Origin of the sequence: uncultured Clostridium sp. (assembly GCF_937920395.1) — a bacterium.
GTDB lineage: Bacteria > Bacillota > Clostridia > Clostridiales > Clostridiaceae > Clostridium_AD.
This window is the reverse complement of the sequence record NZ_CALEVF010000054.1, coordinates 1-13,255: the sequence shown is the minus strand read 5'-3', so window position 1 is coordinate 13,255 and position 13,255 is coordinate 1. Positions and strand designations below refer to the sequence as shown.

Annotated in this window: 12 protein-coding genes; all 12 read left to right on the top strand. The window is 30.0% G+C overall.

The genetic code is table 11. The features are described from left to right. Nucleotides 1-760: 760 nt before the first annotated feature. Nucleotides 761-1,870: a capsular polysaccharide biosynthesis protein CapF gene (locus tag Q0649_RS06465; protein WP_298839024.1), complete on the top strand. Its 1,110-nt coding sequence runs from the start codon at nt 761-763 to the stop codon at nt 1,868-1,870. A gap of 5 nt (nt 1,871-1,875) precedes the next feature. After that, complete coding sequence (gene wecB, locus Q0649_RS06460) at nt 1,876-3,000, top strand: non-hydrolyzing UDP-N-acetylglucosamine 2-epimerase (protein WP_298839021.1); 1,125 nt, start codon at nt 1,876-1,878, stop codon at nt 2,998-3,000. After that, nucleotides 3,000-4,142 carry a glycosyltransferase family 4 protein gene (locus Q0649_RS06455; protein ID WP_298839018.1) on the top strand — a complete coding sequence of 381 codons (1,143 nt, stop codon included), beginning with the start codon at nt 3,000-3,002 and terminating at the stop codon, nt 4,140-4,142. Before wecB ends, Q0649_RS06455 begins: the two co-directional genes overlap by 1 nt. Before the next feature lies 1 nt (nt 4,143). Beyond that, a complete protein-coding gene (locus Q0649_RS06450) occupies nt 4,144-5,487 on the top strand; it encodes an O-antigen ligase (protein WP_298839015.1) in 1,344 nt (447 codons plus the stop codon). Between the two features lie 64 nt (nt 5,488-5,551). Then, nucleotides 5,552-6,628 (top strand): CDP-glycerol glycerophosphotransferase family protein, encoded by a 1,077-nt coding sequence (locus Q0649_RS06445; RefSeq protein ID WP_298839013.1) that lies wholly within the window; start codon nt 5,552-5,554, stop codon nt 6,626-6,628. Further along, a complete protein-coding gene (locus Q0649_RS06440) occupies nt 6,612-6,815 on the top strand; it encodes a hypothetical protein (RefSeq protein WP_367179357.1) in 204 nt (67 codons plus the stop codon). The genes Q0649_RS06445 and Q0649_RS06440 overlap by 17 nt, the downstream gene beginning before the upstream one ends. A 48-nt stretch (nt 6,816-6,863) precedes the next feature. Then, on the top strand, nt 6,864-7,769 hold the full coding sequence (gene rfbA, locus Q0649_RS06435; RefSeq protein WP_298839011.1) for a glucose-1-phosphate thymidylyltransferase RfbA: 906 nt from the start codon (nt 6,864-6,866) through the stop codon (nt 7,767-7,769). A gap of 19 nt (nt 7,770-7,788) precedes the next feature. Then, nucleotides 7,789-8,340 carry a dTDP-4-dehydrorhamnose 3,5-epimerase gene (gene rfbC / locus Q0649_RS06430; RefSeq protein WP_298839008.1) on the top strand — a complete coding sequence of 184 codons (552 nt, stop codon included), beginning with the start codon at nt 7,789-7,791 and terminating at the stop codon, nt 8,338-8,340. A 460-nt stretch (nt 8,341-8,800) separates the two neighbouring features. Next, nucleotides 8,801-9,877, top strand: coding sequence for a CDP-glycerol glycerophosphotransferase family protein (locus tag Q0649_RS06425; RefSeq protein ID WP_298839006.1), 1,077 nt, complete (start codon nt 8,801-8,803; stop codon nt 9,875-9,877). Nucleotides 9,878-9,891: 14 nt separating this feature from the next. Continuing rightward, the gene (ispD, locus tag Q0649_RS06420) at nt 9,892-10,602 is read left to right on the top strand and encodes a 2-C-methyl-D-erythritol 4-phosphate cytidylyltransferase (RefSeq protein WP_298839004.1); all 711 of its coding nucleotides are present in this window, start codon (nt 9,892-9,894) and stop codon (nt 10,600-10,602) included. Beyond that, nucleotides 10,602-11,651, top strand: a complete 1,050-nt coding sequence (locus Q0649_RS06415; RefSeq protein WP_298839001.1) for an alcohol dehydrogenase catalytic domain-containing protein — start codon at nt 10,602-10,604, stop codon at nt 11,649-11,651. Before ispD ends, Q0649_RS06415 begins: the two co-directional genes overlap by 1 nt. 42 nt (nt 11,652-11,693) lie before the next feature. Next, nucleotides 11,694-13,067: an oligosaccharide flippase family protein gene (locus Q0649_RS06410; protein ID WP_298838998.1), complete on the top strand. Its 1,374-nt coding sequence runs from the start codon at nt 11,694-11,696 to the stop codon at nt 13,065-13,067. Nucleotides 13,068-13,255 lie beyond the last annotated feature (188 nt).

Here is a 13,255-nt window from a genome sequence, read left to right as displayed (position 1 = left end):
TGGAGTTCAGACGTGTGCTCTTCCGATCTACATTAATATGTGGTACTAGATACGGAAATGTTATGGCATCACGTGGTTCAGTAATTCCATTATTCATAGAACAAATAAAAAATGGAGAAAGCTTAACTGTAACAGATCCTAATATGACTAGATTCCTTATGAGTCTTGATGAAGCAGTAGAACTTGTAATATTTGCATTCAAAAATGGTCAAGCAGGAGATATAATGGTACAAAAATCTGATTCATCAACAATACGTGATTTAGCACAAGCAGTAAGCGAATTGTTCGGTTCTAAGCAAGAAGTTAAAATAATAGGTACTCGTCATGGGGAAAAGGTATATGAAACGCTTCTTACTAAAGAGGAATTTGTAGTAGCAAATGATATGGGAGGATTCTTTAGAGTTCCAGCTGATAAGAGAGATCTAAACTACGATAAATATTTCAGTGAAGGCGATCCAAAATTATCTAAAGAAGAAGAATATAATTCTAAAAATACTCACGTCCTTAATGTAGAACAAATAAAAGAAAAATTACTTCAACTTGAGTATGTACAAGAAGAATTAAAAACTTTATCTAAATAATATGAAATAGTATTAAGGATAAATTAGTATAAAATATAAATGAAAAATTAATATGAATATTTAACGAAGTTAGTATAACACTTGTAATACTAACTTCGTTAAATATTATAATGCAAATAAAGTAATTAGGTAAAGTAATTAGATAAACAAAATAATTAAATTAGATTGTGAGGAAAAATATGAAGATACTTGTTACAGGAGCAAAAGGATTTGTAGGAAAAAACCTTATAGCACAACTTGAAAACAAAGGTTATACAGATATTTTTCAATATGATGTGCAAACTGATAAGGCATTACTAGAAAAGTATACTAAAGAATGTCAGTTTGTTTTTCATCTTGCAGGCGTTAATCGTCCAAAAGATGAGAGTGAATTTATGAAAGGTAATTTTGGATTTACTTCAGAGTTACTTGAGCTTCTTAAAAAGAATAACAACAAGGCACCTGTTCTAATAACATCATCCATACAAGCCGAAAAAAACAATCCTTATGGTATTAGTAAAAGGGCTGGGGAAGATTTATTATTTTCTTATAGTAAAGAAACAGGAGCTAAGGTATTAGTTTATAGATTCTCTAACCTTTTTGGTAAATGGAGTAAACCTAATTATAATACTGTAGTAGCTACATTTTGTTATAATATAGCAAACGGCTTAGATATACAAATATCAAATCCTGATGCCGAGCTTGAATTATGTTACATAGATGATGTATTAGATGAACTTACTCGTGCAATGAATGGCTATGAGTCTAAAAAAGGTAATTATTGCTTTGTACCAGTTGTACATAATATTAAATTAGGAGATCTTGCAGCAAGGATACAAAGCTTTAAGAAAAGTAGAGCGGATTTAAGTATCCCAAATATGCAAGATGATCTTACTAAAAAACTATATAGTACTTATTTAAGCTTTTTACCAGAAGATTCGTTTTCATATGATTTAAAGATGAATAAGGACAATAGAGGATCTTTTACTGAATTTATTAGAACAGTTGCAAGTGGTCAAGTTTCAGTAAATGTTTCTAAACCAGGTATAACAAAAGGAAATCATTGGCACCATACTAAAAATGAAAAATTTGTAGTAGTTAGCGGTGAAGGACTTATTAGATTTAGGAAATTAGGAGAAGATAAAATAATTGAGTATAAAGTAAGTGGAGAAAAGATGGAAGTAGTAGATATTCCTACAGGATACACTCACTCAATAGTAAACGTTGGTAAAAATGATTTAGTTACAATAATGTGGGTTAATGAATGTTTTGATCCAGAAAAACCAGACACATTTTATTTGGAGGTATAGACTTTATGAAAAAGCTTAAGGTAATGACAATACTTGGAACAAGACCTGAGATAATAAGACTATCTGAAGTTATAAAAGCTTGCGATAGGTATTTTGATAATATTCTTGTACATACAGGACAAAATTGGGATTACACACTTAATGATGTGTTTTTTAAAGAGCTAGAACTTAGAGCACCAGATCATTTTTTAGGAGTTGTAGGAGATAACCTTGGTGAAACTATGGGAAACATAATAGCTGAGAGTTATAAAATATTAGTTCAAGAAAAACCAGATGCACTTGTTATACTTGGAGATACAAATAGTTGCCTAAGTGTCATATCAGCTAAAAGATTGAAAATACCAGTATTTCATATGGAAGCAGGAAATAGATGTTTTGATCAAAATGTACCTGAGGAAATAAACAGGAAGATAGTCGATGTTACAAGTGATGTCAATATGGCATATACAGAACATGCAAGAAGATATTTGTTATCAGAAGGAATGAGAAAAGAATATACTTTTGTTACTGGCTCACCACTACCAGAAGTTTTCCACAGATATATGGATAAGATTGATGAGAGTGATGTTTTAACAAAATTAGGACTTGAGAAAAACAAGTACATTTTAGTAAGTGCTCATCGTGAAGAAAATATAGATAATGATGAAAACTTTAAAAGCATAACTGATGCTCTAAATAAAATAGCTGCGACTTATGATATGCCAGTTATTTATTCAACACATCCAAGAAGCTGGAAGAAGATAGAAGAAAAAGGAATAAAATTTCATAAGAATATAAGACAACTAAAACCATTTGGTTTTTACGATTATAATAAACTTCAAAAGGATTCTTTCTGTGTATTATCAGATAGTGGATCACTTGCAGAAGAATCAAACATCATGGAATTTGCAGGAGTTTCAATAAGAACAAGTACTGAAAGACCAGAAGCAATAGATAAAGGTTCAATAATACTTGGTGGAATTACAACTGACAGTATAACTCAAGCTATTGAAATAATAACTACGCAAAAATCATTAGGAGAAAAAACTGTTAAGGCACATGATTATACAGATATTAACGTTGCCATAAAAGTTGTTAATATTATTCAAGGGTATACAAGTGTTATAAACAATTTTATATGGAGGAAGTAATGAACAATCAGGGAAAGAAACTAAAAATTTTAATGATAGGTCCATTTCCAGACCCTATAACAGGTATGTCTGTATCTAACCAAATGCTTTTAAGTGGTTTAAAAGAAAATGGTCATGAAGTTGAATTTATAGATAGTAATGCTGAAAGAACTTTTACAAGTCTTGCAGCTCAAGGTAATTTCAGTGTGAAGAAGATTTTAAATAGTCTTAGGCCAATAGCTATTGGCTGTTATAAAATACTATTTGAAAAATTTGATATAGTCTATGTTACACCAGCACAAAGTTATTTGGGGTTTCTAAAGTACACTCCATTTATAAATGTTGCTAAATTCAAGAAAATTAAATGTTTCCTCCATTTCCACGGAGGATTTGTTCGTATTATGTATGACTCAGTTGATGCAAAAAAACAAGAAACCTTGAAGTCTTATTTTAATAAGAGTACAGGAATTATAGTTCTTGGAAATTCATTAACTAAAATGTTTGATGGGGTCATTGATAAGGACAAAGTTTTTGTTTGCGAAAATGGCGTTCAGGATGAATACATGTTAAATGAGAAACAATTTAATAAAAGATTAGATGATAATAAGGAAATAGAAGAATTGAAAATATTATATCTAAGTAATTTAATGCTTAGCAAAGGTATATTAGATTTATTAAAAGCTTGTTTAATACTTAAAAAAGAAAATTACAAATTTCACTTGGATTTAGCAGGTGGCATCGAGGAAGAAATAGTTGAACCAGTTAATTCAATGATTAAAGAGCTTGGAGATAATGTAACTTATCATGGAGTTGTTAAAGGTTATAAGAAGTCGGCTCTACTTAAATCTAATAATGTTTTTTGCTTGCCAACATATTATCCAAATGAAGGTCAACCCATTTCTATTTTAGAAGCGATGGGAAATGGACTAGCTATAATTACTACTTATCAAGGTGGGATAATAGATATATTTAAAGATGGTGTAAATGGAGTCAAATGCATTAAAGAAGACCCTAATTCAATATGTGAAGCTATAAAGAAATGTAGTCTAGGGTATACTAAATTCGCTAAGAAAAATTATTATGAATGTTTAGCAAATTATAATAGAAAAGAATTCGTAGGTAGAATAGAGAATATAATCATAAAGCAACAAAGGAGAACATAAGATGAAGTTTAATTTAGCATTTCACAAAAGGAATTGGGTTGTCGAACTTGTTTGTTTATTAATAATAAGTACTGTGATACTAATCCCAGTGCATAATAACGCTGTAACTATTGCATTATCAGAGATAATTGCCATAGGAGTATTTATATATATGTTTATTTATCGTGGGTTAGTTAAACATGAATATATTTTTCCTGAATTTTCGAAAAGGGTTTTTTGGGCATTGTTTGGTTTTGGTATTTATTTTGTAATACTTTTTGCAGCAAGATTTTTGCTACATTTACCTTTTGCATCAATAACATGGCCTATAAGATCATTAATACTTGGTTCATCTGTATTTTTCTTGATGGACGAATATAAGCCTAAAGTACATTCATTATTGTGTGGAGTAATAGTGATTTATTCCCTATTAAACCTAACAGAGTTATTTGATTGTTTCAGATACTCAGATATACGAAAATTGAAATTCTTAGATAATATTAATATATATATGTATGTTTGTATTATGTTTATAACATTTGCTGTATGGGTGATAAGAGAATGTTCTGAAAAGAAATTACCTTCATGGATTGGAAAAGTAGCATATGCAAATATGGGAATAAGTATGATTTTCGCATTTCTTTCTGGAGGAAGAATGGGATGGGTAATCATGGGTGCCGTATTTGTAGCAGCTTTCTTTCTAGTGTTTGGACTTAAATGGTGTTCATGGAAGCGAATTTTGCTATTTATGTTAGCATGTGTTTTGGTTACTGTACTTGCGGCAGCTGTAAACTTTATGAAATCCAAAAGTAATGTATACAGATCATTTTCTCCAATAGTAAGTAGAATTCCAGGACTTAAACAACCACCAGCTGAAAGCACTGATGACGAAGATGGTCAAGCAACTGCAGAAGCTAGTGATAAAATCCGTGGTATATTCTGGGCTAAGGCATGGACTGCAATAAAGAAAGATCCAATTCTTGGAGCCGGTACATTTGCTGTAGCTTATAAGGAAGCAGTGCCTGTGATTCAAGCAGATACAGGAAATAAAATAATAGTACTTAAACCATCACCACGTCCAGCTCATAACTTTATACTTGAAACTTGGATGGGATGGGGAATTGTAGGATTGTTACTATATTTAACAGGAATAATTTCAGCTTGTTATTATATAATGAAGAAGTTTGATAACATTCCAAAACATTTTCGTATATGTTGTATACTTCCTATAGTATCAACAGTAATTGTAAGTTTACTACAGTCATTTATACTTCTAAATTTCCAAGCTGCATATATTATTTGGTTCTGCCTTGGTTTTGCATCAGTGGCAAATCACTACTATAAGAATGGAGAAATTAGAGATTAGAAAAGCTTTAACGCAGCTATGATGCTATTATTGATCATAGCTGTTAATTAAGGGGAGGATAACTTTGAAGAAGAGAATTTTATTAACATCTCAAACTGAAGATAACATAAAAGCTTTATATAATTATTATGAAAAAAACTTAAAAAACGACAGAACTGACATAATAGTAGAGTACAGTAGTTTTTATAAATATAATAAATTTGTGCACACTATTATAAGAGGAAGTCAAATGATAAAAAATTATTCTGTAGTTGTTTCAGATTATACAACAAGTGTATTCTGGAAAGCTAAAAATGGTGTTTTTATGAGCCACGGATATGGAACTAAAAGTACTCCAGGGAATAATGAACTTAACATTAAAAAAACTATGGATATCTATAAGGGTATTAGAACTAAAATAAAAAATGTTGTAACACTATCAGAAAGAGATAGTACTTATTTTTTAAGATCAGATGAACTTGATAAATGTGCTCTTCCAAATTATATGCCACTAGGCTTACCAAGGAATGATATGTTGTTTGATAAAGAATATATTAGTGCATGTAGAAATAAATTCAATTTGAAATATAATACATTAGGTAAAAAGATTCTATTATTTTGTCCAACTTGGAGAGGGTATAAAATTGATAAAGAATTCCCAATTACTGAAAAAGATTGGATCAAGTTTGACAATTTTATGGGAGAAAACGACTGGGAAATGATTTATCGTCCTCATTACATGGAGCGGTTACTAGATGATAAAATATTTGCTAATATGAAGAACATTGTAACAATAGATTTTAATGAAGAAATGTCTACTCAAAGTATACTCGCAGTTAGTGACATGGTACTTACAGATTATAGTTCAATTTATGTGGATTATTTAGTATTAAATAGACCAATTTGTTTCCTTCCATATGACGCAGTTCAGTATGATAAAGAGCGAGGGCTTGCTATAGATTTTAAAAAAGAAATAGATACTCCTGGTCCTAAGTTAAAGATCATTGATGATTTAATAGATTATGTAAAAGATGTCTCTTTGGGTAATGATAAATTTATAAAAATCAGAAAAGATGCTCAAAAGAACTTTTATCGTTACTTGGATGGGGATAGCTGTAAAAGAGTGTGGAATTTAATATTAAATCTTGCTGATAAAAAGTAAGTATGCAGAAATTAATGAATATTGCTACAATACTTGCATATTATTAGGAGTTAAGATTGGTGATGGTTGTATTATTGGAGCAAATTCGGTGGTTAATAAAGATGTTTCTAGTAACAGCATAGCTGTTGGTTCGCCAGCTAGAGTTATTAAAACGTATAATTTCAAGGAAAAACAATGGATAAGATAAAAATCTAATAGAAACTATGGTTATTATAAAAATTTTAGGAGGCAAAATATGAAAGGTATTATTTTAGCTGGAGGTTCCGGCACAAGACTATATCCAGTAACAAAAGCAGTATCAAAACAAATACTCCCAATATATGATAAACCAATGATATATTATCCATTATCAGTATTAATGCTTGCAAATATAAAAGACATATTAATTATTTCAACTCCAAGAGATATAGTTACTTTTAAAGAGTTATTAGGTGATGGAAGTGATATAGGAATTAACTTGGTGTATGCAGTCCAGGAAGAACCAAGAGGACTTGCAGAAGCTTTTATTATAGGAGAAGAGTTTATAGGAAATGATAAAGTAGCATTAGTTTTAGGCGATAATATTTTCTACGGCTATGGATTTACTGAAAGACTAAAGAGAGCAGTTGATAGAGAAGAAGGCTCAACTATTTTTGGATATCATGTAAGCAATCCAACTTCATTCGGTGTGGTTGAATTTGATGATAATAATAATGTTTTATCTATAGAAGAAAAACCAGAAAAACCAAAATCAAACTATGCGGTTCCTGGATTATATTTCTACGATAACAATGTAATTGAAATTGCTAAAAAAATCAAACCATCTTCTAGAGGTGAAATAGAAATAACAGCAGTAAACAATGAATATTTAAGGCGTGGCAATTTGAAAGTTGAACTTTTTGGACGAGGTATGGCTTGGCTTGATACAGGAACACATAGAGGATTACTCGATGCAGCGAACTTTGTAGAGGCTATACAAACTAGACAAGGACTATACGTAGCTTGCATAGAAGAAATAGCTTATAGGAATGGTTTTATAAATAGAAAGCAACTTTTGAAATTAGCAAAACCTTTAATGAAATCAGAATATGGTAAGTATTTAATGCAGATTGCTGATAATGATGATAAAGCTGATTTAGAAGCAGACCTAGAATTAGAATAATAATAAGGAGGAATTATAAGTGTTTAATTTTATAGAAACTAAGATAGAAGGCATATACATAATAGAGCCAAAAGTTTTCGGTGACAATAGAGGATACTTTATGGAGACTTACAACAAAAATGATTTCTTTGAAGCTGGACTTAAAATGGAATTTGTTCAAGACAATGAATCAAAGTCAAAAAAAGGTGTACTCCGAGGACTTCATTTTCAAACTAAACATACTCAAGGTAAATTAGTTCGTGTTACTCAGGGTAAAGTTTTTGATGTAGCTGTAGATTTAAGAAAAAATTCATCCACATTTGGTAAATGGGAAGGCGTAATCTTAACTGATGAAAATAAGAAGCAATTTTATATTCCAGAAGGATTTGCTCATGGATTTTTAGTTATGTCAGATGTGGCTGTTTTTAATTATAAATGTACAGATTATTATGCACCAGAGTACGATAGCGGATTACTATGGAATGATAAAGATATAGCTATTGATTGGCCACTGGTCGGTATAGAAGAAATTCTATTATCAGAAAAGGACAAAGTGCAAAAGGGATTCAAAGATTTAGAAACAACATTTTAATATAAATGGGCATAATAAATCATGAAAACTTATTTAATAACTGGTGGAGCCGGATTTATAGGTGCAAATTTACTACAATAATATGTATAAAAAATAAATACTGTAATGAAACTCTTAGGGTTTAGGCTTTAAGAGTTTTATGATGTTTTTAAAAGAAAATTTATACTTAATGGTGTTACTATACATTTTTTTGTTATTAGGACAAATTAATTAAACTTTTTAAATATATTATGGTATACTAAATTGTACATATAGGTGTTAATTCATAAACGAAGCTTCGTCTTTTATGTATAAATACATAAGATTTACAGAAAAATGCAACTAAAATAGATCACCATTTATATAAACGCGATTACAAGGCATCACTGTTAGATTACTAGTATAATCATGGTGAAATTAAAGATATTTAAATTGTAGCACCTTGGTAGCTATGAAGGTTCTAATTAAGGAGATACTAACTTTGAAAAAAAGAATATTACTAACATCTCAAACTGAAGATAATATAAAAGCCTTACAAAATTATTATATAAAAAACATACAACAAAATAGACCAGATATTATAATAGAATATAGCAGCTTTTATAAATGTAGTAAAATTTTACATTATATTATAAGAGCAAGTCAGATGGTTAAAAATTATTCTGTTGTTGTTTCAGATTATACAACTAGCGTTTTCTGGAAAGCTCAAAATGGAGTTTATATGAGTCATGGTTATGGAACTAAAAAGTCTCCAGGTAACAGTGAACTTGGCATTAAAAAAATGATGGATCTTTATAAAGGAATTAGAACTAGAATAAAAAATGTTGTAACACTATCAGAACGAGGTAGCACCTATTTTTTAAGGTCGAAAGATCTGGATAAATATGATCTCCCAAATTATATGCCTCTCGGATTACCAAGAAATGATATGTTGTTTGATAAAAAATATATTAGTGCATGTAGAAATAAATTTGACTCCAAATATGATACTAAAGGTAAAAAAATTTTATTATTTTGTCCAACTTGGCGAGGTTTTGAAATTGATAAAAAGTTCCCGATTACTAAAAAGGACTGGATAAAGTTCGACAAGTTTATGGGAGATAATAACTGGAAAATGATTTATCGCCCTCATTACTTAGAGAGGTTACTTGATGATAAAATATTTGCTAATATGAAGAACATTGTAACAATAGATTTTAATGAAGAAATGTCTACTCAAAGTGTACTTGCAGTATCAGACATGGTACTTACAGATTACAGCTCAATTTATGTGGATTATTTAGTACTTGATAGACCAATTTGTTTTCTTCCATACGATGTAGTTCAGTATGGTAAAGAGCGAGGTCTTGCTATAGATTTTAAGAAAGATATAGATACACCTGGACCTAAGCTAAATGGCATTGATGACTTAATAAGTTATGTAAAAGATGTTTCAGGCGATGATGACAAATATAAAAATATTAGAAAAACTGCTCAAAAGAATTTTTATACTTATTTAGATGGAGACAGTTGCAAAAGAGTGTGGAATTTAATATTAAATCTTGCTGATAAAAAATAAGGAGGCAGAAATTAATGAATATTGCTATAATACTTGCTGGTGGAAAAGGTACTAGAATGGGAATCGTTGATCAACCAAAACAGTTTATCGATATATATGGTAAACCAATAGTTGTACACACAATCGAAGCATTTGATATACATGAGCAAATAGATGCAATTGCAATTGTTTGTCTTAAAGAATGGCATGAGGATATAAAGATATGGACAAGAAAATTCGAGCTCAATAAAGTAAAGTGGATAGTAGATGGTGGAGAAACAAGACAGGAATCCGTTTTAAATGGTCTAAAAGCCATAGAGGAAGATGTTAATCCTGACGATATTGTTGTTATTCACGATTCTGCAAGACCACTAATATCTCATAGGATCATAGTTAATAATATTGAAGGTGCCAAGAAATATGGTGCTGTTGATACAGTTATTAAAGCATCTGATACCATAATTAAAAGTTTGGACGATAATACTATAGACTCAATTCCTGTAAGAAAAGAGTTATATATAGGCCAAACTCCTCAAAGCTTTGTATATTCAACTATATATGACGCTCATAAAATTGCAGCAACATCGGATCTTCAGGATTCAACAGATGACTGTAGATTAGTATTAAATTCTGGTAAAAAAGTCCATTTAGTAGATGGAGATAAACTAAATTTCAAGATTACTACAATGGAAGATCTACTCCTTCTAAAATCAATAATTAAAATGAGCAAATTGGAGAGAATATAATGTTAACGCGTGGATTCAAAATAGTCCAATCAAAGAGGTTTGAAATTTATGTAGAAGATTTAGAAGTGACAACTGGAGAAGCTGTGGTTAAAATAGAAACAACAGCTGTTTGTAAGGCTGATTTAAGATATTACCTTGGAAGTCGTGACGAGAGAACCTTAAACTTAAAATATCCTATAAATCTTATACATGAGGCTATAGGAACCATTGTTAAGGACCCAACTGATTCATTTAAAAAGGGAGATAAGGTTGCATTAGTCCCTAATTTAATGATAGATAAAGATAAACAAGATGAATTTGATGTAGCCTTATCTAAAAATCCAAGGCTTGGTGAAAATTACTCTCCTAAAGCGTTATTTGCCTCTAGTAGTTATAATGGATTTTCAAAGGATTATATATCGTATCCAGCTCGTAATCTTGTAAAGATAGAAAATACTATTGATACGAATATTGCTGTTTTTTCAGAGCTTATATCTGTAGCAAATGCACAAATTCGCAGAACAATATTAAAGGACAACGATGTTATAGGCATATGGGGCGATGGCATCCTTGGATATATATTATACAGCGTACTTAAACAGGTACATAATGGCCCTATTATAATTATAGGACATAGTAAAGAGAAATTAGATAAATATGAGGGTGTACAAACTTATCTTTCGAATGATCCAACTATTAAAAGGAGCAAAATTAATGTTGCATTTGAATGTATAGGCGGATTGGCCGCTGAAGATGGAATTGACGAGATTATAAGCAGCATACTTCCAGGTTCTAAATTAATTCTTGCAGGTGTTTCTGAGAATCCTGTAAAAATAAACACACGAAAAATTTTAGAAAAAGGCCTAGCACTTTATGGAGTTACAAGAAGTAACGTAGAAGATTTTAAATTTGCATCAGAATTACTTAGGCGACCACATTTTAGATCAGATATATCAAAACTTATTTTAGATGTAGTACCTATTTATAATATTAAAGATTATTATAGGGTATTTGAAACAGAAGCTAAAAGTAGATCACTTGGAAAACATATTATGAATTTCAAATTTTAGTGTTAAGTTTATATTAAATTAAATGAAATTAGAGGAAATTATATGAATATAAAAAAATCATTAAGAGTAATACTTGTAGAATGTTTTGGCATATTGATTGGTATACTTAGCGGACTTGTTATACCAAAGGTCTTTGATATACAATCTTATGCTTATCTAAAAACATTTACTTTGTATATCTCATATGCAGGCATGATGCATTTTGGATTCTCAGATGGGATGTATTTAATACTTGGTGGTAAAGATATAGATGACATAAAAAAAGAGAAAATAAAAGGCTATTTCTATGTTATGCTAAAAATAGTAACCATTGTAGTAGTCATATTATTTATTGTATCATTTTTTGTTAAAGATGTAGCGTTTACTTACTTTGTATATTATATAATGCCATGGCAGATTGTGTTATTTATTTCGCTATTATATAGAGCTACAGGTGAATTCAACAAATATGTAGTAGTAAGAATAGCACAGAATATAGTAAACTTAGCATCTATTCTTGTTGTTATATTACTTTTAAGATCACCGGTTTTATATATGAAGATTCAAGTTATTGGTAATTTACTTATAGCAATAGTTAGTGGAGCATTAATTATTTCTTCAACGAAGAAGACAGAAAAAATAGAACGCTCAGAAATAAAATCTATAACAAGTATGGGGTTTACTATAATGATAGCAAACGCAGTAAGTCTTTTATTTGTTACATTGGATAGATGGTTTGTTAAAATAAAGTTTACTGTTAATGATTTCGCATATTATTCTTTTGCGGTATCAATGTTAAGTTTGTTTTTAGTATTAATAAATTCGGTCACAGTTTTATTTTATCCTTATCTCGCAAGAAATAAGGGGGACGATAGGGTTGTCTCAAAGGTTAAAAAATATATCATATTAATATGCAGTTTTGCACCTGCTGGTTATTTTATGCTCGAATTCATCGTGAAAAACTTCCTACCGGGATATATACCATCTCTCGAAGTATTAGGAATATTAATAATTGGTATACCATTTATTACTTTAACAAATGTTCTATATGCAAATCTTTACAAAGTGGGTCTGAGAGGCAAAGAGTATCTAATTGTTGCTTGTAAAATGGTAGCATTAGCATTTGTGTTAAATGTATTTGTATCATATGTATTAAAACAAGCTGTTTTAATTGCATATTGTACCGATATTACCTTATTTGTATGGTATGTGTATTCTTCAAAAGATTTTACTGGACTTAAAATACACAAAAATGAGATACTACATTTTATAGTATATTTATTTTGCTATGAAATTATTAGGATAATTCCTACTCCATCAATACTTAAGATGTTTATATTTATCATTGGTATGATAATTTCAGAATGCATATTCTTTAATGGTGATATGAAAGATATTGTTTCGATGATAAAGATTAGAATAAAAAAGATAGATTAGTATTTATATAATACTAATCTATTTTTTGTAAGCGATGGAACACATACCGTTACCTAAAGATACAGCTCCACATTAATTCGTGGAGCTGTATCTTTTAATAAAATCCTTCTTTGCAATTTTCTTTATATAGTTATGTAAGCGATGGAACACATACCGTTCCCCTAAAAAACAGCTCCACATTAGCATGT

Bases quoted from the DNA above. Each gene is read 5' to 3' on its own strand.
- Q0649_RS06465 (WP_298839024.1), top strand. From the start codon at position 761: ATGAAGATACTTGTTACAGGAGCAAAAGGATTTGTAGGAAAAAACCTT.
- Q0649_RS06415 (WP_298839001.1), top strand. From the start codon at position 10,602: ATGTTAACGCGTGGATTCAAAATAGTCCAATCAAAGAGGTTTGAAATT.
- rfbA (WP_298839011.1), top strand. From the start codon at position 6,864: ATGAAAGGTATTATTTTAGCTGGAGGTTCCGGCACAAGACTATATCCA.
- Q0649_RS06450 (WP_298839015.1), top strand. From the start codon at position 4,144: ATGAAGTTTAATTTAGCATTTCACAAAAGGAATTGGGTTGTCGAACTT.
- ispD (WP_298839004.1), top strand. From the start codon at position 9,892: ATGAATATTGCTATAATACTTGCTGGTGGAAAAGGTACTAGAATGGGA.
- wecB (WP_298839021.1), top strand. From the start codon at position 1,876: ATGAAAAAGCTTAAGGTAATGACAATACTTGGAACAAGACCTGAGATA.
- Q0649_RS06455 (WP_298839018.1), top strand. From the start codon at position 3,000: ATGAACAATCAGGGAAAGAAACTAAAAATTTTAATGATAGGTCCATTT.
- Q0649_RS06410 (WP_298838998.1), top strand. From the start codon at position 11,694: ATGAATATAAAAAAATCATTAAGAGTAATACTTGTAGAATGTTTTGGC.